Source organism: Staphylococcus devriesei (genome assembly GCF_002902625.1).
GTDB classification, from domain to species: Bacteria; Bacillota; Bacilli; order Staphylococcales; family Staphylococcaceae; genus Staphylococcus; species Staphylococcus devriesei.
In genome coordinates this window covers 1-20,212 of record NZ_PPRG01000022.1, presented here as the reverse complement: position 1 = coordinate 20,212, position 20,212 = coordinate 1, and the positions used below count along the sequence as shown (strand labels likewise).

At 34.1% G+C, this 20,212-nt stretch carries 16 protein-coding genes, 2 pseudogenes and 2 riboswitches; of the genes and pseudogenes, 6 read left to right on the top strand and 12 right to left on the bottom strand.

The genetic code is table 11. The features are described 5' to 3' along the window. Positions 1 to 58: 58 nt before the first annotated feature. From CD147_RS03375 to CD147_RS03360, 4 genes and pseudogenes are all read right to left on the bottom strand, one after another. The gene (locus CD147_RS03375) at positions 59 to 1,483 is read right to left on the bottom strand and encodes a phosphate--AMP phosphotransferase (RefSeq protein WP_103166036.1); all 1,425 of its coding nucleotides are present in this window, start codon (positions 1,481 to 1,483) and stop codon (positions 59 to 61) included. Positions 1,484 to 1,640: 157 nt separating this feature from the next. Beyond that, complete coding sequence (locus tag CD147_RS03370) at positions 1,641 to 2,699, bottom strand: PTS sugar transporter subunit IIC (protein WP_103166035.1); 1,059 nt, start codon at positions 2,697 to 2,699, stop codon at positions 1,641 to 1,643. Positions 2,700 to 2,941: 242 nt separating this feature from the next. Then, on the bottom strand, positions 2,942 to 3,502 hold the full coding sequence (locus CD147_RS03365) for a M23 family metallopeptidase (RefSeq protein ID WP_103166034.1): 561 nt from the start codon (positions 3,500 to 3,502) through the stop codon (positions 2,942 to 2,944). A 244-nt stretch (positions 3,503 to 3,746) separates the two neighbouring features. Next, positions 3,747 to 4,601: pseudogene (locus tag CD147_RS03360) on the bottom strand (fructosamine kinase family protein). Between the two features lie 230 nt (positions 4,602 to 4,831). Here CD147_RS03360 and CD147_RS03355 point away from each other — a divergent pair. After that, positions 4,832 to 5,899, top strand: a complete 1,068-nt coding sequence (locus CD147_RS03355) for a quinone-dependent dihydroorotate dehydrogenase (protein ID WP_103166033.1) — start codon at positions 4,832 to 4,834, stop codon at positions 5,897 to 5,899. 154 nt (positions 5,900 to 6,053) lie between these two features. Beyond that, the gene (locus CD147_RS03350; RefSeq protein ID WP_103166032.1) at positions 6,054 to 6,338 is read left to right on the top strand and encodes a hypothetical protein; all 285 of its coding nucleotides are present in this window, start codon (positions 6,054 to 6,056) and stop codon (positions 6,336 to 6,338) included. Positions 6,339 to 6,655: 317 nt separating this feature from the next. Here the strand turns inward: CD147_RS03350 and CD147_RS03345 are convergent, their stop codons facing one another. From CD147_RS03345 to alsS, 5 genes are all read right to left on the bottom strand, one after another. Beyond that, positions 6,656 to 7,372, bottom strand: coding sequence for an epoxyqueuosine reductase QueH (locus tag CD147_RS03345; RefSeq protein WP_103166031.1), 717 nt, complete (start codon positions 7,370 to 7,372; stop codon positions 6,656 to 6,658). Positions 7,373 to 7,450: 78 nt separating this feature from the next. After that, positions 7,451 to 7,957, bottom strand: coding sequence for a DUF3278 domain-containing protein (locus CD147_RS03340; protein WP_103166030.1), 507 nt, complete (start codon positions 7,955 to 7,957; stop codon positions 7,451 to 7,453). A 107-nt stretch (positions 7,958 to 8,064) separates the two neighbouring features. Further along, positions 8,065 to 8,658, bottom strand: a complete 594-nt coding sequence (locus CD147_RS03335) for a TetR/AcrR family transcriptional regulator (protein WP_103166029.1) — start codon at positions 8,656 to 8,658, stop codon at positions 8,065 to 8,067. A gap of 228 nt (positions 8,659 to 8,886) precedes the next feature. Then, complete coding sequence (gene budA, locus CD147_RS03330; protein ID WP_103166028.1) at positions 8,887 to 9,591, bottom strand: acetolactate decarboxylase; 705 nt, start codon at positions 9,589 to 9,591, stop codon at positions 8,887 to 8,889. 30 nt (positions 9,592 to 9,621) lie between these two features. Beyond that, on the bottom strand, positions 9,622 to 11,286 hold the full coding sequence (gene alsS, locus CD147_RS03325) for an acetolactate synthase AlsS (RefSeq protein WP_103166027.1): 1,665 nt from the start codon (positions 11,284 to 11,286) through the stop codon (positions 9,622 to 9,624). 761 nt (positions 11,287 to 12,047) lie between these two features. On the opposite strand from alsS, the gene CD147_RS03320 reads away from it, so the two are divergent. Then, positions 12,048 to 13,499, top strand: a complete 1,452-nt coding sequence (locus tag CD147_RS03320) for an APC family permease (protein WP_103166026.1) — start codon at positions 12,048 to 12,050, stop codon at positions 13,497 to 13,499. Between the two features lie 149 nt (positions 13,500 to 13,648). Here CD147_RS03320 and CD147_RS03315 read toward each other — a convergent pair whose 3' ends face one another. After that, positions 13,649 to 14,986 (bottom strand): aspartate aminotransferase family protein, encoded by a 1,338-nt coding sequence (locus CD147_RS03315; RefSeq protein ID WP_103166025.1) that lies wholly within the window; start codon positions 14,984 to 14,986, stop codon positions 13,649 to 13,651. Positions 14,987 to 15,281: 295 nt separating this feature from the next. Then, on the bottom strand, positions 15,282 to 16,097 hold the full coding sequence (locus tag CD147_RS03310) for a MetQ/NlpA family ABC transporter substrate-binding protein (RefSeq protein ID WP_103166024.1): 816 nt from the start codon (positions 16,095 to 16,097) through the stop codon (positions 15,282 to 15,284). Positions 16,098 to 16,207: 110 nt separating this feature from the next. Next, positions 16,208 to 16,314, bottom strand: a riboswitch (SAM riboswitch). A gap of 146 nt (positions 16,315 to 16,460) precedes the next feature. On the opposite strand from CD147_RS03310, the gene CD147_RS03305 reads away from it, so the two are divergent. Continuing rightward, positions 16,461 to 16,886, top strand: a complete 426-nt coding sequence (locus CD147_RS03305; RefSeq protein WP_103166023.1) for a hypothetical protein — start codon at positions 16,461 to 16,463, stop codon at positions 16,884 to 16,886. 178 nt (positions 16,887 to 17,064) lie between these two features. Then, on the top strand, positions 17,065 to 17,676 hold the full coding sequence (locus tag CD147_RS03300; RefSeq protein WP_103166022.1) for a cell surface protein: 612 nt from the start codon (positions 17,065 to 17,067) through the stop codon (positions 17,674 to 17,676). 126 nt (positions 17,677 to 17,802) lie between these two features. Here CD147_RS03300 and thiC read toward each other — a convergent pair. Further along, a pseudogene (thiC, locus tag CD147_RS03295) lies at positions 17,803 to 19,540 on the bottom strand (phosphomethylpyrimidine synthase ThiC). Between the two features lie 323 nt (positions 19,541 to 19,863). Beyond that, positions 19,864 to 19,966: riboswitch (TPP riboswitch) on the bottom strand. A 171-nt stretch (positions 19,967 to 20,137) separates the two neighbouring features. On the opposite strand from thiC, the gene CD147_RS12540 reads away from it, so the two are divergent. Beyond that, on the top strand, positions 20,138 to 20,212 hold a 75-nt coding region (locus CD147_RS12540; RefSeq protein WP_142382042.1), incomplete at its 3' end, for an IS3 family transposase.

Sequence of the window (20,212 nt, the reverse complement as noted above, 5' to 3'; positions counted from 1 at the left end):
ATGTATTTCTAAATATTTAATTTCTTATTTGAATCGTCTTTCTTCTATATTAATAGTATTAATAATCTTTTACGCCCCAAAGGACTTTTTCACATTCACGAATAATGTATTTTAATATTTCAATGCGTGAGGTTTTCTTATGATCGGCAGGCACAACGAGCCAAGGTGCGTAGTCTGTATGTGTTTTTTCAATCATATCGTGGCTTGCTTCGACATATAAATCCCATTTTTCACGGTTACGCCAGTCTTCATCCGTAATCTTCCATTGTTTGTGGACGTTAACTTGGCGTTCTTTAAAGCGTTTTAACTGTTGTTCTTTATCTAATGTAAGGAAGAATTTTAATATTATTGCGCCTTCATCTGTCCACATTTTTTCAAAAGCATTAATCTCTTCATACGCACGTTGCCATTCTTTAACTGTCGCAAACCCTTCGATACGTTCTACAAGTACACGACCGTACCAACTTCTATCAAACATTTCGATATGACCGCTTCGAGGCATATCTTTCGCAAAGCGCCATAAGTAATGATGGTTTAACTCTACGTCTGTTGGCGCACTGATACCATTGACTTCATAACCTGTAGGGTCAAGTTTCTCTCTAATACGTTTGATATTACCACCCTTACCTGCTGCATCCATGCCTTCAAATACTAAGATTAATGGAATTTTTCTTTCATATAATGCGAATTGTATTTCTCGCATACGATTTTGTAAGTCAGTGATTAATGATTTGTATTGACCTTTGGAAACTTTTTCTACATTAATATCAAATAAATTAGTAGTAAAGTTTGGCGTGAATTTACCATCACGTTTGTTTTTAGTTTTATTATGCTGTTCAATGGCTTTTTCTAAACGTTTAATAATATGTTCGTACATCTTTTCAGTTGCACTTTGGCGCTCTGTGTAGTCGATAATTTGCCATGTTTTATCATTTTTAATAAATCCATGCATATCATCTAAATAAGTTTGAGTCGATAATACATTGGTATATTCTTGAACTTTCCAACGTGTTAACGGATTAGCCTTTGTTTGTTTAATATGTTCTTGACGTTTTTCTTCATTAATATCTATGAAAAACTTGATAATTTCATAATTATCTTGTTCTAACATACCTTCAAACGAATCAATTTGTTCTTTTAATACATCATAGTTTTTATATTTATCATGCTTGATTTCATTTTCACGATAATCTAAATAGTGAGAGTACCAACTTCTAAAGTAGATATTAATATCACCTTTTTTAGGTAGTGTATTCCAATATTTTTGTAAAAATTGATATCTCAAATCATCGCCTTGTGATGATTGTGTCGCAATAAAGTGAGTATACTTCGCATCAAAATTTAACAATAATTCATTTGCTAAGCGTGTTTTACCTGATGTTGGGACCCCTTCAAATAAGATCATAACCGGAATACCTAAGTCATGTGTTTGTCTTGTAAGCTCTGCAGTTTTTAATGCTAATTTTTCAATTTTAGTCGTCATATACGATTCACCCTTTATTTATCATATTACTCATTTATATTGTAACATTATTTATTGATACACAATTATATAATTTAGTTTACTTTTGATTTTTATAAAAAAAGAGTTGATAAACTGCTTATGAATTGCAGTCTATCAACTCGATATATAAAGGTGGTTAACCCATAAATTTAAAGATATTGTTTGTATATAGACGTAAAACTTTACGGAAAATGATATCTAGTATATAAGCTGTTAATAATGGCACCACGAAGAAGCCTAAAACAATTAATACAATGCTAAGGACTGTAGAATCAACATGTAAAAACTTGAACGCACTGATAGGTCCAATCATTCCGATAAAACCAAATCCTGCTGATTCTTTTGTACCAGTAATACCGATGAAACTTCCGACAATACCTGAGATACCCGCTGTAACTAAAATCGGCAACATAATAATTGGATATCTAACCATATTCGGCATCATCATCATCACGCCACCGAAGAAGATTGAAATTGGTACAGCGACCCGATTCACTTTACTCGTATCAATTAACAATACTGCCTCAGTAGCAGATATTCCAATCGATGCTGAACCGGCAGCAAGACCTGCAATCCCTATCGCAATCGCAATAGCTACCGTTGAAAGTGGCGAAATAATAATGAAGCTAAAGACCATTGAAATTAACATACACATTAAGACTGGTTGTAATTCAGTAAAGCTATTAACCATGTTACCAATACCTGTAGTAATCATATGTACATAAGGTAAAATTAATACACCAATTGTAGCAGCTGCGCCACCTACGATTGTAGGATAAACTATAAGCGCCATGTTTCCTACACGCTTTTCAATTAATAAGATAAATAATACTGCGATAGTGGCTGTAATCATGGTATTGATTAAATCCCCAATACCAGCAATAACCCAAGCTCCGTCTTTAAATTGAGCGGCGCCACTACCCACATACGACGCACTAGCCACCACGGCTATAGCGAGCGGTGTCATTTCAAATTTCAAAGCAATCAATGTTCCGATTAAGGCTGGTACGGTAAATTGCATTGCTTGTACCACATGTAATAATGTTCCAAAAACTGGGTGATGATGCATAAGCGCTTTAAAAATTTCCCCTAAGATCGCATTAGGTACTAAACCTACGACGATACCAATCGCTACCCCGGATAGTACTCTAAAAGTAAACTCTTTAACGCCTATATTTCTAAGTTCTGTTGTCATTCTAAAACCTCCCACGGTGTTACATTCAAACTTAAGATGAACATGTTCTTAATTGATGATAGAATTTACTATATCATAAATTCTAAATTTTCAGAATATTATTTTTAATATTTCCTAAAATAATTATAAACACGAAGGTTGGAGCAAAAATGTTTAGGATTTGAGCAGAACCGAGCGATGAACAAAAAATAGCTTGAAGTGGTCTAATGTTAAATTAGAATCAAGCCCGCTTCAAGCTTCTTTTATATATTAAATAAACTATTCTCGCCTTCTGGTAAGTTATCTATAAAATCTTGTGGGTCTTCCGCAAATTGATTTCCAATACTACCTTTCATTCTTTGAAAATGAAGATGTGGTCCTGTGGTTTGCTCGCCTGTATTACCTGATAATGCGATAACGTCACCCGCTTTTATTTGTTCCCCTTGTTCTACTTTAATCTCATTCAAATGCATATACCATTGATAATATTGACCATTGGTTTCTGAGATTTGTAAAACTTTTCCACCTAATTTATCTTTAAAAATACGTGTGACCGTACCATCTGTAGCTGCTAATACTTCAGTATCTTCTGGCAAGTCATAATCGTTACCGTAATGGGCATTCTTCCCGTTAAATTCTAAATCATGATTATAAGTCCCGAAACCATGTGTAAGCCGACTATGGTCTTCCCAATCAAACGTCGACTCGTTCGTGCTCTGATTATCTATATCGCTAAAATCAATGCGATTAATTAAGTTAAAGGCCAATACTCCCAAGCCTATCACTATAGCTAACGTAATTAGATTAATTATAATCTTCTTCAAACATCGCCCTCCCAAAACAGTAAAATGATACTCACATATTAACAAAATACTAAATCCGAAAAATGAATTTAGCTCATAATCAGACTAAAAGAGTAGACAATATAAACTGATTTAAAAAGGGCTAAGACATTAAACTAAACAATGTCTTAACCCTTAATATAACTACATTTTTCGAAGTATCTGTATTATTTTTAAACCAAGCTATTTATTTCTCAGGTTCTTCTTATATTATATAATTCGGTATTTATGCTAGGATTTCATTCATTGAACGGTTGACGCTGCTTGCGTACATTCCACCAAATTTAAGTAAGTGAACCATGAAGAGATATAATCTATAAAATTCTAAGCGTTTACGTAATCCTTTTCCAAAAGGATAATGTTTCTCATATTCGTCATAGAATTCTTGAGTAAAGCCACCAAATACTGTCGTAATACCTAAATCAAATTCTCTATCGCCATAGAATGGTGCTGGGTCGAATAGCGCCGGAGTGCCATCTGTTAAGAACATATAGTTGCCACCCCATAAGTCACCGTGCAACAGTGATGGTTTACTCTTATGATCTTCTAAACTGTTAACCATGACCGTACGTACTTGTTGATACACTTTATTATCTTCTTCGTTCCACAAACCTTTGCGCATTAGTTCATCTCTTAAATGATCCATTCGACGTTCAACAAACATTTCTACCCATGAATCTGACTACGAATTATCAAATGAAATATCACTACCTTCATGTGGTAACTCAAACCCAAATTTACCTTCAGGTTGTTGTTGGCTATGCATTTTAGCTACTAATTGTCCTAATTCACGTTGGCTACCACTCGTACCTTCATCTAAATAGCTTAAGATTAGGAAGGCATCATCTTTAATTTCCCCGTTAGCAATCACGCGCGGTGCCGTAACGCCCGCTTCTTCAAACGCTTCTAGCCCGGCAATTTCATTGGCATAGAATGATTTATCACGATGACGTTGCACTAATAAGAAATAGACATCGTCTTTTGTGGTTACTTTGAACGCTTCGTTCACATCGCCCCCACTTACCGGTGTAATCTCTTGTATATTATCCAATGGTAACTGGTCTTGCCATTCTTGATTCATAAAGGTATCCTCCTTTAATTGATAATCCTTATTATTATATTTCCTGAAAATGTGTACTTTAATCTTTATCATAAATTTACTTCATCTTCCAAATTTGAGGCAAAATTTCAAACACTAAATAAATAGACTATGAAATTAGTAATGAAAATGCTAGTCTAATATAGAAATGTTTTTCAATGATATTAAATGAGGATAGTAAGCCTCAAATACAATGAAATAGGAGCATTATTATGTACAAATTAATCAAACCTCTATTATTTAAATTCGACCCAGAAAAAGCACATGGTATGACAATTGATGCGTTAAAAGTCGCACAAAAACGTCCTTTCTTATTACCTATTATCCACAAATTATTTACTTACGAAGATCCTTCACTATCTCAAACAATTAAAGGCATTCAATTTAATAACCCAGTCGGTTTAGCAGCAGGCTTCGATAAATCTTGTGAAGTCCCTAAAGCACTTGAAAATGCTGGTTTCGGCGCCCTTGAGTTAGGCGGGATTACACCTAAACCTCAAGATGGAAACCCTAAACCACGTATGTATCGTTTAATTGAAGATAATGCGTTAATCAATCGCATGGGCTTTAATAATAGCGGAATGAACAAAGCGTTAAGTAATTTACATCGCCATGCCTATCATATTCCAGTTGGCTTAAATGTAGGTGTTAATAAAACAACGGCTTATAATGAGCGTTATCAAGATTACATTAAAGTCATCGATACGTTTAAATCAGATGTATCATTCTTTACCGTTAATATTAGTTCACCCAACACTGAGAATTTACAAAGTTTCCATGATAAAGATGAATTTTCAATGTTATGCCAGGCATTAAAAGATTTCAAAGCTTCTACAGAAATCAATGTTCCTATTTTCTTAAAATTAACATCTGACTTAGAGTTAGAAGGCTTTAAAAATATCTTGCCGGCAATTACTGAAACATTCGATGGTATGATTCTGGCCAACACAACACGTAAACGTGATGGTTTAACATCACCGAATAAAGTAGAAGACGGCGGATTAAGTGGGCAACCCCTTTTCAAAAGAAACTTAGAATTAGTGAAATGGGCTTATCAACAAACTAATGGTGAATTCTTAATTATTGGAACTGGTGGTATCTTTAGTGCTCAAGATACTATTCAAATGATGAGAAACGGTGCTTCACTCGTTCAAATTTATTCATCTTTAGTTATTGAGGGTCCAGGCCTAACTAAAAAAATCAACAAAGATATTGCTAAATATTTAAAACAACATAACTATAACAATGTAAGCGAGATTATCGGTTTAGATGCTAAGTAGTTTCCCGGTATAATTAAGCTTAACAATGTCGTTATATTGGTTGCGAATTTCAAAAAGACTTTGTCTACAATTTAATAATAAAATACTTTACTTAATGGAATATTGTACTATACTAAAAACCAAAGATATGCAAGTTTATCGGAGGATTATTTCTATGACGGTAGAGAACAAAACTAAAGAGACAAATCAAGCGTCAACAAATGAAGAGCAATCTGCGACATCTCAACAAAAACAAACCGAGGACGATAATAGCATCGGTTATAATGGCGAGAAAAAAACAGAATTAGATCTTGAAATCGAACGTGAATTGTTAGAAATGATGGAGAATAAAGACCCAGAACCTGAAAAACAGAAAAAAGGTTGGAAAATAGCAGGTCTCCTTTCAACCCTAGTCATAGCGGTTCTAGCAATTATACGTTTTATCAATCGCACGTTATAAATAGATTATCCCAACTTGATGAATAGCCATTTAAGTTGGGATTTTATCTACTAAAAATTATTCTATAATTAATTAACTTACATTTGGAGGATGATTAAATGAGTTCAGGAATCACTGTGGGTTTAATATTAGCTGCCATAGCTTTGATTATAGGTATATTTAAAAAAAGAAAATAACTTTTTCTTTTAAACGCTAGTAAAATAAACTATTAATAAAGAATATATGTTAAACAAATCCCCCATTACATTCAGTAGTAAGGGGGATTATTGTAATCTTTAATTATCTTTTATAAGGTAAAATTAGCTGACAATATTATTCTACTGTTGTTCTAAAAAAGCTTTGGCTTCTTGATTAATCTTTTTAAAATCAATACCTTGAGCCATTGCTGCAAATACGCAACCACAATAACATTGTCTAAAAATATTGTAGTCATTACACATTTCAATTGAACGTTCGTAACCTTTATTTTTCTTGAAATCACTAGGTAAATAGCTGACGTCATATAGATTTTGAACTTCCATGCCAAGTTCATTGATTAACTGTGCATTTTTCTTTGGAGATAACGTGAGTGCACTACCAAAGTAATCATAGTCATACTCAACTGCTGCTTTAGCAACTATTTCTAATCGCATCTCGAAACATGCAGTACAGCGTAATCCCCCTTCTGGTTCTTCAGTTAAACCACGTGATTTAGCCATTTTCATAAATTCATGTGGTTGATACGGTGCCTCAATATATTTAACATTCTGCCCTGTACGTTCATTAAAATCTTTCACAAATTGTTCTTGAACTTTAGCACGTCGCAAATATTCATTTTTCGGATGAATATTAGGATTTGCAAAGTATATAGCAATATCTGCATATTGAGTTAAATACTCTAAAGTATATGTACTACAAGGCGCACAACAACTATGAAGTAAGATTTTAGGGCGAATATCTTCTCGCTCCCACTGATTAATTAATTTTTTTAGCACTTTGTCATAATTAATCTTTTGATTCTTCATTTTCGCAATAATTGGATCTGCTTTTAACATAAAAACGCTCCTCAAATATTATATGTATTAATTATATAATATTTAAGGAGTATTAGGTTCATGAATTATAATTTTATGCTATTCGATTTTATATTCCTTTACTATTCTTCTTTTAGATACAAAATAAATCATCACACCGAAGAAAACTCCAGCCAATCCATCTTTAATAAGTATAAAGGCTAAGTTTAAAGATTCTTTCCACATATAAAGCCAAACTAAATCAAATAAAAGCATTACTATAGAAAAGAAAAGCGTAGCACCTAGACAATTCATTTTATTTTTTCTCAATAAGTCTTCATATTCTTCTTTGGTATATACGCGTTCTGTGTCTAACTTATTTTTTCTAATAGTAATCATTAGGGTTATATTCACTGCTAGAAAAACCACAAAGATACCTATTGTTGGTATCTTGACTTGTCGGGTAACATAATCATTAATTAAACTGATTGTCGCTATAATAAATATTCCTAAATAAGCTACTAAGAAAGCGGTAGTAATTTTTGAATAAAGTTCACTTTTTTCTCTTTCGTCCCGTTCGCCTCTTACGCCAATGATACGATTGATGATTTTATCTCTAGTGCTCATTATCGCCACTCACCTCATAAATTTGATAGCTACGTTATCTTCACTATAAAAAACATCAAAGGATATGTCAAATATAAGCGACACTTTTATACTAGAACATTAACTATTTATTTTTCTATTTCTCTTTGCAAAATGGTAGCAGGACCATGGTTAACTATATCATAGAAGTATTGAATTAAATCTTCTTTAGGAACGCGTTGGTCGTCTTCTACCCAATGACGTAAAAATGATAATCCAGCTCCAGATACATAACTCATAAAATATGAGAATGGAATACCACTGATCTTACCTTCTTCACTTATAAAGCTATTAAGATAACTATTTAATAAGCTATATAATTTTTCATGTAGCATTGATTCTTTACCAACTTTAAACATCAAACGGTAAAATCCTATATTTTCTTCAATATGAGATATAAGAAATTCCATAATTTGGCGTAAATCTTCAGTTGTGAACTGACCTCCACTGCTCGTTTTACTTTCATTAATAAAAGCACGCACAATATTAACATGTTCGTCTTCTAATTTTTCCAATAAATCGTATTTATCTAAATAATGGGTATAAAACGTTCCACGATTAATATCAGCTAAGTCTGTAATTTGTTGCACGGTAATATCATTAAAAGTCTGTTGTTGTAGTAATTCAAGAAATGCGCTTTTAATGGCACTTTGTGATTTTCTAATTCTTCTATCTTGAACCATTGTTTAAACCTCTCTTTAAACTACATGTTATTACACAATTATATCTATTTTGTTGGTTTTCGTACAATTGACAATGCATTGATTGTTGTAGATAAAGTCATTATCTCTTACTATGAAAAGGTAATGAAATTGATAAAAAATAGCGTAGAGATGATTCTTATTTAATCACCTCTACGCTATCATTTTTAGATTTATGTCTAAGACTGTTCGAGTCTTTTATTTTAAAAATTATTCCGCTTCTCTGATTTCATCGGCTACGTCTGCGTAGTCAATTTCAGTTTCAGTAAATGTTTTATTATTTACTGGGAAATGTTGTTGGAATGTTTCAAAGTTTTGAATTTCAACTGTCACATCATCTACTTCAAAGTCTAAGACGTGGCCACCATAATTACGATCATCATTAGCAAAGTGAATATGGAAACCTGATGAGCCAATACCATGGAACAATTCTGGTGTGAAGAAACCAATTACTGTACCTTTAATATCTTCACGTGTTTCCTCAGGTTGTCTACGTGCAGAATCAATTAATCGAGTATAAGGTGGTTCTTGTTTAGGCATCATACGTACATGCATTTTTTTGAAAGTACCACTGATTTTCACTGCAGAGAATAAATTATCACTCAACATATGTTCTTTCACTTCATTTAGAACCTTTTCAGAATCTTTATCAGTAGTTTGATATGACTCATCCGCTTCAAATTTAGTAATCGTCGCGTATGGTGTCATTTCATCACCTTTTAGCTTAGTAAATTCCTTATGCTCATTCGCATGAAATGCTTCACCGTTAAGGAAGATAACTTCCCCATTAGAACCAGTTAATGTTGCTAGTCCTGAATCACCGTGTTCTAATAATTCATCGATTGTTGCAGTACCTTCTAATAATCCTGCCATTAATGTACCTAATGTACCGTGTTGATATAATACGTGACTCATTTTAATATTCACTCCTATAATTATTGAAAATTAGTTTAAAGAATCTGGTAACATATTTGTTGATAATTTAATATTATCTTTATAGTTAACTGGGATATCGATAACAACTGGTCCTTCAGTTTCGTATCCTTCTTTAATAGCAGCTTCAAGCTCTTCTTGGCTAGTGACGCGAAGACCTTTAGCGCCAAATGCTTCAGCATATTTAACGTAATCTACTGGTCCAAAGTCAACACCAGATGAACGTTTATATTTCATTTCTTCTTGGAATTCTACCATATTATATTTACCATCGTTCCAGATTAATTGGATGATGTTTAATTTTTTACGAACTGCAGTTTCAAGATCTTGTGCTGAGAATAAGAAACCACCGTCACCTGCTACTGACACAACTTGTGTATTTGGGCGAACTAATGCCGCAGCAATGGCCCATGGTAATGCTACACCTAATGTTTGCATACCATTACTAAATAATAAGTGTCTTGGGTTATAGCTTCTAAATTTACGCGCCATCCAAATGTAGTGACTACCGACATCGACAGTAACAGTTGTATCGTCAGTTAAATTATTTTGCATTGTTTCAATAATTTCTAGTGGGTGCATCACACCATCTTCATGAGTATATTTAATACCAGTTGCTTCTATAATATCTGCTCTTAGTTGTTCTAAATCATTCAAACGTTCTTCATTAATGATAGGTTCAGTCACATTTTCAGATAATAGTTGAATTGTACCTGCAATGTTACCTACGATTTCTTTTTTAGGACGTAGGAAGTTTGTAATTTCTGCTTGTACTTCATCAATCGCGATAATTTCAGTATCTAGTTCTTTATTCCAGTTACTTGCTTCGTATTCGATTGGATCATAACCAATAGTAACTACTAAATCAGCTTTTCTTAATAATTCGTCACCAACTTGGTTACGGAATAAACCGACACGACCGAAGAAATGATTTTCTAATTCGCGGTTAAGTACGCCAGCACCTTGGAATGTTTCGACTACTGGCAAGTTTGTTTTAGCGACTAATTGGCGAATCGCTTCTGTTTCTTTTTCACTTGAACTTCTCATACCTGCAAGAAGTACTGGGAATTTAGCTTGTTGAATTTCATGAATTACTTCTTTAATTTCATCAACTGATGGTACACCTAATTGAGGGCGTTCGCATAGATTGATTGCTTTAGATTGAACAGGTGCTGAAATAACGTCTTGTGGGATACTGATAAAACTTGCTCCATTTTTACCTGAAGTAGCTGTACGTATTGCATTTGTCATAACTTCAGATAATGATTCTGGGTCTTGGACTTCAGCACTATATTTTGTAGATGATCTTAAAAGAGAGGCATTATCTACAGCTTGGTGTGTAAGACGTAATAAGTCGTTACGTTTAACTTGGCCACCAATGGCTAGAACCGGGTCACCTTCTGATGTGGCAGTTAATAAACCTGTTGTTAAGTTACTAACCCCTGGGCCACTTGTAACTAAAGCTACACCTGGGTTACCAGTTAAACGTCCAACGCCTTGTGCCATCATAGCAGCGTTTTGTTCGTGACGTGTGACTATTAATTCAGGACCATCATCTTCTAACGCATCAAATAGATAGTCTATTTTCGCTCCAGGAATACCAAACACGTAATCCACATTATTATTTTTCAAAGTATCAATGACCATATCTGCTGCAGAATAATTTTCTTTAGCCATCTAAATTCATATCCTTTCAAATCAAATATTAGTTTATATTTTTTTATTATTATTAGTAATTTTAGTATTAAAAAGAAGCCACATACATGCCTATTTTTTAAGGGAAAAAGAGGGAAAGACTTTGTTACATGTTTGTCGTGGCTTCTTATATTTAAAGTTGATTCATTTATCATTGTTGCATTGTAATCTTAGTTAATGAAGCATATTCAAATGTGAGATGGGAGTCTTCTATTTATGTCAAGATGTGCAATAAATCATAATTGTGCAGTGCATATGTTCTGCTACAATTTAAGGGGAATGATCAAGCACACACTTAATAAAATTCATTTGAATATGTTGTAACTTTATTACGTGTTTTATTATAGTATGCGTTGAACTATTAATAAAATACATATTTTCGATAGAACCCATTCCATTTTGGAATAGGTCAACTTTGTTTCATTTTTTATCAAAATCTTCGTTTAAATAGGTATTATTACTTGACTTATCTCCTATTTTTATAGTGCGATTCGCGACGTTAAGTCTACTTTTTTATATTTTTACCCTTTTTAGTTGTTTTTATTTTCTTTATATCTGCTATAATCATTTCTATCATTTAAAATTTCTTGTGTGATATATTTGTTTTATTAAAAGTGAGAAAACTTAAAATTTTCAGAAATTTTAGACAAAAATCTACAGATTTATGCTATGATAATAAATATTAAATTAATGACAAGCTAATCTTATAGAAGTTTTAAAAACAACAGTGGAGGTTCAACATTATGTCCAGTTTTTTCAATAATTTTACGAGAAAAGAAGATCCCACTATCTATCAAAATAAAGACGGACATTTAAAACGCACGTTGCGTGTCCGAGACTTTCTTGCATTAGGTGTAGGGACAATTGTATCAACTTCAATCTTTACATTACCCGGAGTAGTAGCCGCCGAGCATGCGGGACCAGCAGTAGCTTTATCTTTCTTATTAGCTGCTATCGTAGCCGGGCTAGTCGCTTTCTCATATGCAGAGATGGCGTCAACTATGCCATTTGCCGGTTCAGCTTATTCCTGGATAAACGTATTATTTGGTGAATTCTTTGGTTGGGTAGCCGGTTGGGCGCTCTTGGCCGAATACTTCATTGCCGTAGCCTTTGTGGCTTCCGGTTTCTCCGCCAATTTACGTGGATTAGTGTCACCATTAGGCATCGCATTACCTAAAGCTTTATCCAATCCTTTTGGCGCAGATGGTGGTATTATCGATATCATTGCTGCCGTCGTAATCATTCTTACCGCTTTGTTACTATCTCGCGGTATGACTGAAGCGGCACGTATTGAGAATATTTTAGTTATTTTAAAAGTTTTGGCTATTATCTTATTCGTTATCGTAGGTTTAACTGCGATTCAAGCATCAAATTATGTACCTTTTATTCCAGAACATAAAGTGACAGCTAGTGGTGACTTTGGTGGTTGGCAAGGTATCTATGCTGGGGTATCAATGATCTTCTTAGCTTATATTGGTTTCGACTCTATCGCAGCTAACTCAGCTGAAGCAATCAATCCGCAAAAGACAATGCCACGCGGTATCTTAGGTTCTTTAGTCGTCGCTATCGTATTGTTCGTAGCCGTAGCCTTAGTATTAGTAGGTATGTTCCACTATTCTAAGTATGCTGGAAATGCAGAACCTGTAGGTTGGGCATTACGTCAAAGTGGTCATGGTGTAGTTGCCGCTGTCGTACAAGCTATTTCAGTCGTTGGTATGTTTACTGCATTAATCGGTATGATGTTAGCAGGCTCACGTCTACTATATTCATTTGGTCGTGACGGTTTATTACCATCTTGGTTGGCACACTTAAATAACAAGCACTTACCTAATAGAGCGCTTGTCATTCTTACTATTATTGGTGTGTTAATTGGGTCAATGTTCCCGTTCGCATTCTTAGCACAACTTATCTCAGCCGGAACATTAGTAGCATTTATGTTCGTATCATTAGCAATGTATCGTTTAAGAAAACGTGAAGGTAAAGACTTACCAATACCAGCATTTAAAGTACCATTCTTCCCAGTATTACCAATCGTTACTTTCGTTCTAGTATTATTAGTATTCTGGGGCTTGAGCTTTGAAGCGAAACTTTATACTTTAATTTGGTTCGTAGTCGGTATCTTCATCTATATCTTCTATGGTATTAGACATTCTAAGAAGAATGAAGAGAAAGACTATATCGTTCCTAAAGATTAATATACAATTCTAAAAGCGTAACAAACTAAAAAGGAGTAGAGGTGATTCAATGAGAATCATCTCTACTCCTTTTTTATTAATACTTCGTTGATTTCAGTTATTTTAATAAACATCCCTAAACTGAATTAATGAGATATCTGTTTTGTTATTTACCAGCCTTGGCCGTTAATGTCATATTGATCTAATCGTCCTTCTTGTAAGGCTTGTAATGCATCTTCTAACGTGTCTAGTGCATAATCAAGTTGTTCATAAGTAATGACTAGTGGTGGTTGGAAACGTAAGACATTTCCAGCTACCGCAATAATTACCAAACCATGTTCAAAACAATAGTTACAAATTTTTAATGCTTCTTGAGATGCTCTAGTCTTAGTTTCTTTATCAGACACTATATCTATGCCAATCGATAAACCGATGCCTCGCACGTCACCGACATAGTCATATTTATTTATCCATTGATCCATTCGTTGGCGTACGTAGTTCCCCTTTTCAGAGCTAGCAGTTAATAAATCTTCTTCTTCAATCATTTTTATTGTTGCAAGAGCCGCTTCACAACCTACTGGATTCGCTCCTGTAGTAAAAAGGTGGGCAGGCGCTTCTAAACTCTCAATAATTTCTTTACGACCTACAATTGCTGACATGGGTAAACCGCCAGCTAATGATTTACCAAATGTAATTAAATCTGGAGTAAAGTTGAAATGGTCGATTGAACTCCATGTGCCGGTACGACCAAGACCTTGTTGAATATCATCTACCGCAATTAAAATGCCATGTTCATGACATAACGCTTCTAACGCTTCAAAGTAACCTTTTACCGGTTCTAATAAGCCCCCATCTCCTTGAATCGTTTCAACCACGATACAGGCCACTTCTTCAGCGGGTACATATTTTGCGAACATCTCTTTAAGCGGTGCTAAGTATTCTTCTACTATATTTGGTGTCGGTTGTTCATACATTCCTCTATATTTATCAGGGAATGGAATATGATAGAACCCACTTAACAAGGGACCGTAATGTTTACGCATATTTAAACTGATTGCTGACATGGACAGTGAACCAAATGTTGATCCATGATACGCATTTGTAAAGCTAATAATGTACGGTCGCCCTGTATATGCTCTCGCAAATTTAATTACACCATCATTGGCATCTGAACCACTTAGCCCAAAGGTTACACGCTTTTCAAAATCCCCTGGCGCAATGTCGCAAAGTTTTTTAGATAGTTTTACAGCTGGTTCATGGTACATATAAGCTGGAGTATAATGAATAAATTTATCAACCTGTGCTTTAATTGCCTCGGTGACGCGTTTCGGTGCATGGCCTACGTTCTGTGAGCTTGCACTTGATAGTAAGTCAATATATTCCCTTCCATCTACATCAACCAACGTTGCTCCATAGCCGTGATCAATCGCTAATGGATAGTATTTAATTCTTCCTGACGCTGCAAAATATTTCCCATCTTCATTTATAAGTTGCTCTGACTTAGTCATTCGTATCTATCCTCCCAAAAGAGAGACACCTGGACATGTAAATGAATAAGCTGATAGAGACTGAGATATTAATAATTTGTACTCTGAAAATCCGATATATAGTGTCTCAACCTCCATCTGTCCAGGTTTCTCTCGGCTTTCACCCTAAACATTGTTAAGTAATATTTACCAATATACTAATAATTGTCAGATTTGTAAATATTTTCAGAAAAATTAAAAAATATAAATTCTTAAATAATATAAATAAAGGTAAGGTTGAAACCTTTGAACATGATTTCTTCCTTACCTTTATTTATTATTTACTTTCGTATGGGATCACATCATCCCCATATTCTTTCTTAATGTAATCTTTAATTTCTTTTGATTGCATGACTTTTAATAGTTCTTGGAATTTTTTATCATTTTTATGTCCTTCTTGAACTGCAAGAATATTCGCGAATGGTGATGATTTACCTTCCATCACAATCGCGTCTCTTGATGGTTTCAAACCGTTATCGATGGCATAGTTAGAATTCATAATAACCGCAGCGCCTTCTCCATTTTTATAAGTTTTAGGTAAAAATTCAGCCCCTTGTTGATGGTTAAATTTCAAATTCTTTTTATTTTCCACTACATCTTCAAATTTGGCATCTTCTATTTTTACACCTTTTTTCAATTTAACTAAACCTTCATTAACGAAGAATGATAAGAAACGTCCTTCTTCAGCAGGGTTATTTGATACGTATATCGTTGAGCCTTCTGGGATATCTTTAAGATGCTTATATTTTTTACTATACACACCCATTGGCGTTGTAAATACTTTACCAAGTTCTTCTATTTTATAGCCATGACTCTTCTTCTCCGCTTTCAAATAAGGTACATGTTGGAAGAAGTTCGCATCGACATCGCCTTTATCTAATAATTTATTAGGCACTTTATAGTCATTTACTTCTTTTACTTCTAAGTCATAGCCTTTCTTTTTCAATTGTGCTTTTGCTTTCTTCAATACGTCTCCATGTGGTGCGGGAGATGCAGCTACCGTAATCTTCTTACTCTCTTCTTTACCTTTACCACATGCTGATAATACTAAGATTAAGACTAAAACACTTATAATACTTATCCACTTTTTCATATGTATCGACACCTTTATTTATATTTTCCAATAAAATGAGCACTCTTAAATGATTAGAAGACACAAAAAAATACTTTCTATCTATTTAAGAGAAAGTATCGATACACTCTCTCTCATCTCTTAAAGTACTGTCTACTTTATGTGAATTAGCACCATTTCGTTAAACGACGGTTGCTGGGCTTCATAGGGCACATCCCTCCACCACTCTCGATAAGAGTTCACACGTTTTATTGAATTGATATTATCTTAGCATTCACTCTATAGACGGTCAATATGTTTTTTAAATATTCCGAAAAGTTAATACGTGTTATTCTTTGTTACCAAGGGAATAGTACTATAATCAGGAATGAAGGAGGACAAACAATGTTACGTTACGGCTATCACCTACTAAGCGCCTTGATTATAAGTATCATATTGCTTGTTACTATGGCTATGATGGATGTCTTTATGCAATCAACCCATCTTACTTTACTGCTTATCAATATTGATTTTTTAGCTGATCCAAATAAAGTACCATTATTAGTAGAATTACTAATTCATGTATTGATAGGTTTTATTATATATATTGTTTTCTTGTTAATTTACCGTATATCTAAACCACTTTATAACTTAAGTTATGTGTTACTTATGTTTATATTCATCGTATTCTATCCACTCTTAATTATGTTAGCACAACGCGAGCTATTCCAATTTAGTTGGCTTGAGTATGGTTTATGGATAATTGCGCATATTATCTTCATTTGTTTAATGGCATGGGCTATACCCTACTTTTCAAAAAAGAAATACTAAATTCACAGAAATTATAAACTTTAAATAACCTTTAATATTGTTAAGCTAAATTTACAAATGATGAGTTCTTTAAGCTAGATTAAAGTTTCGATATCGTTTGTTTTAAAGCCCTATTTTATTCAATTTTGAGTGGTACACTAAGGTTGTAATCGATAATAAATGAAATGGGGTTTGCATTGTGAAGAAGGTTTCTCTATTGGTATTAACTGTTCTAATAGGCACAGTAATATTATGTTTAAACTCAAACCATGCATTAGCTGCAGAAATGGTTACGAAGGACAATGCACAACAAGTTGCACAAGAAGCAATGTCTAATAGTGGAGGCAACCCTGATTTACAAAACTTCGGCAAAGTCATAGATAAAGGCAACTATTTCGAAATCGAAAGTCATAATAAAGCAAATTCTGGTGTAGGCGTCTACAGAGTTTATAAAACGGGAGAAGTAGAATATAAGAATGATAAATTTAGTGATTTTAATCAATTAGCAAGTGAAGATACACATGCAGAACATGGCATCGCAAAGGCTGCTGAATTAGACGACTCATCTTCAACTACTTCAGACGCTTCTTCCGTAGATAATGCTCGTGAATTGAATACGTATTATGTAGGAAATGTAGCTTCTACAGAAATCCCATCATCTAAAACTAATACACATCAATCTACTTCAAACAAAACATTGCCTCAAACTGGTGGTACCGATTATCATCAACCTATTCAAGCTTTAGGTAGTTCATTATTTCTACTAGGTAGTTTAATTTTAATCAATCGCACAACTCGAAAAACTGCATAATATCTTGAATGTTTTTAATGATATAAAAACAAAATTACACCCCTAGAAGTAGGATTGTTTAGTCCAACTTTTAAGGGTGCATTTTATATGATGCTTTATAATTTGATTGTGTAACAGTATCTTATATTAATGATAAATTTTACTACCTTGTTCTTTGAATTCTTCAGCTTTTTCTTTCATTCCTTCTAATTTTTCTCGATGTTCTTCTCTGATATTATGCGAAATTTTCATTGAACAGAATTTAGGACCACACATACTACAGAAGTGTGCAACTTTAGCCGCTTCAGTCGGTAACGTTTGATCATGATACTCACGTGCTCTATCTGGGTCTAACGACAAGTTAAATTGATCAATACATCTAAACTCGAAACGGGCTTTACTTATCGCATTGTCACGTTCTTCTGCGTTTTTTTAAACCTTTCGCTAAATCGGCAGCATGAGCCGCAATCTTATACGTAACCACGCCTTCACGTACGTCATCTTTATCTGGTAAACCAAGATGTTCTTTAGGCGTTACGTAACATAACATTGCTGTGCCATAGCTTGCAATATTAGCCGCCCCGATAGCTGAAGTAATATGGTCGTAAGCTGGCGCAATATCAGTTGTTAGTGGTCCAAGTGTGTAGAACGGCGCTTCTTTACAATAGAAATCTGCTAACTCTTGGTTTTCTTTAATTTTATGCATTGGAATATGTCCAGGGCCTTCGATCATAACTTGTACATCATGTTTCCAAGCGATATCAGTTAGTTCTCCAAGTGTTTTTAATTCTGCAATTTGACTCTCATCATTTGCATCATAAATTGAGCCTGGTCGTAAGCCATCACCTAATGAGACAGCAATATCATATTGCGCTAATATCTCACAAATATCATCGAAATGTTCATATAAAAAGCTTTCTTCATGATGTGCTAAACACCATTGCGCCATAATTGAGCCACCTCGAGAAACAATGCCAGTGAGGCGATCTACAGTAAGTGGTACATAATGTAGACGCACACCCGCATGAATTGTGAAATAATCTACCCCTTGTTCCGCTTGTTCGATAAGCGTATCTCGATAAATTTCCCAAGTAAGATCTTCTGCTACACCGCCAACCTTTTCCAAGGCTTGATAGATAGGCACGGTACCCACTGGCACTGGAGAATTACGCAATAAATATTCTCGAGTAGAATGGATATTCTTGCCTGTCGATAAATCCATGATTGTATCTGCACCCCAATGGATGGCCCACACAAGCTTTTCTATTTCAGCTTCAATTGATGATGAGACAATAGAGTTACCGATATTAGCATTAATTTTAACTTGGAAGTTTTTACCAATAATCATTGGCTCAGATTCTGGGTGGTTCACATTGTTGGGAATAATGGCCCGTCCTCTAGCAATTTCTTCACGAACAAATTCAGGGTCCACGTCTTCTCGGCATGACACATACTTCATTTCTTTAGTAATTATGCCTTGTTTAGCATAATACATTTGTGTAATGGCATGAGCTTTACTTGCTTTTCGTGGTTGGTAGTCAAAAGAATGTTCAACAAGATTTTTATGGCCTTCTTTTTTAAAACCATTATCAATAGATTGTATACGACGTCCAATATAAGCCTCAGTATCATCTCGCTCCTCAATCCAATGATGACGTGTTTTAGGAATTCCTTTGAAAATGTCTACTTCATAATCATCTTCATGGTAAGGGCCCGCTGTGTCATATACAAACAAAGGGTCATTGTGACGCTTTTCATTATCGAATATTGTATCAGATAACTCAATCTTTCTAAATGGAACCTGAATATCTTCGTCTAAACCTTGTTTAAATACACGTTTACTTGCTGGAAAACCTTTTTTCAATTCAATGTTTTCTTGTTTCATAAAATCCTCCTATAATCATGACGCTAAGAGAATTTTAAGCACAAAAAAGGAATATATTTGTTAGAAAAAAGCGATCATTAATAATAAAATACGTTATTAAACAGAATAAAATGGTGAGGTTGGGACAAAAGTGTTTAGGATTTGAGCAGAACCGAGCGATGAGCAAAATTGCTTTTCAAATTTTGTCGAATTGTAACGGTATCTGCCGAGAATCCTGCTTTTGGGACACCGTTTATCAGTTTCCAAATCACAAATAATTTATATCTCAGGCTCCTCATCGTATCCTGTCGTTTTATATGTATTGAAATATTTTATTTTAATTTTACTTTATCCATTTGCTTCCTTACGCTAGTATTATCTAGTTCAAGTCCAAAGGGTTGAGAAATATTCCTCTCTCAGCACTTAAAAGCACCCCTAGCAAATATTAATTGAAATGCGATGATATTCAATTATGGCTTTAGTATATCAATTAAGATAAAAAGTTACAAATTAAGTTTTAATTCACCATGTTAAGAGTGGAAGTTAGATAGAGGAAATGATTATTTAGAAGTTTTCTTTTATAAATATTGATTGTTTATTTTAATCATAAAATAAGAAATGTATTACGAACATCCGTTTGAAACATTCCAACAACCGGAAAAAGCTATTCATATGTATATTAATTTTTATAAC

What these genes read in the sequence shown, in the direction of transcription:
- CD147_RS03345 (WP_103166031.1), bottom strand. Translation starts at nt 7,372, where the DNA reads ATGTTAAAAGCAGATCCAATTATTGCGAAAATGAAGAATCAAAAGATT.
- CD147_RS03340 (WP_103166030.1), bottom strand. Translation starts at nt 7,957, where the DNA reads ATGAGCACTAGAGATAAAATCATCAATCGTATCATTGGCGTAAGAGGC.
- CD147_RS03305 (WP_103166023.1), top strand. Translation starts at nt 16,461, where the DNA reads ATGTTACGTTACGGCTATCACCTACTAAGCGCCTTGATTATAAGTATC.
- alsS (WP_103166027.1), bottom strand. Translation starts at nt 11,286, where the DNA reads ATGGCTAAAGAAAATTATTCTGCAGCAGATATGGTCATTGATACTTTG.
- CD147_RS03310 (WP_103166024.1), bottom strand. Translation starts at nt 16,097, where the DNA reads ATGAAAAAGTGGATAAGTATTATAAGTGTTTTAGTCTTAATCTTAGTA.
- budA (WP_103166028.1), bottom strand. Translation starts at nt 9,591, where the DNA reads ATGAGTCACGTATTATATCAACACGGTACATTAGGTACATTAATGGCA.
- CD147_RS03355 (WP_103166033.1), top strand. Translation starts at nt 4,832, where the DNA reads ATGTACAAATTAATCAAACCTCTATTATTTAAATTCGACCCAGAAAAA.
- CD147_RS03315 (WP_103166025.1), bottom strand. Translation starts at nt 14,986, where the DNA reads ATGACTAAGTCAGAGCAACTTATAAATGAAGATGGGAAATATTTTGCA.
- CD147_RS03320 (WP_103166026.1), top strand. Translation starts at nt 12,048, where the DNA reads ATGTCCAGTTTTTTCAATAATTTTACGAGAAAAGAAGATCCCACTATC.
- CD147_RS03335 (WP_103166029.1), bottom strand. Translation starts at nt 8,658, where the DNA reads ATGGTTCAAGATAGAAGAATTAGAAAATCACAAAGTGCCATTAAAAGC.
- CD147_RS03350 (WP_103166032.1), top strand. Translation starts at nt 6,054, where the DNA reads ATGACGGTAGAGAACAAAACTAAAGAGACAAATCAAGCGTCAACAAAT.
- CD147_RS03370 (WP_103166035.1), bottom strand. Translation starts at nt 2,699, where the DNA reads ATGACAACAGAACTTAGAAATATAGGCGTTAAAGAGTTTACTTTTAGA.
- CD147_RS03375 (WP_103166036.1), bottom strand. Translation starts at nt 1,483, where the DNA reads ATGACGACTAAAATTGAAAAATTAGCATTAAAAACTGCAGAGCTTACA.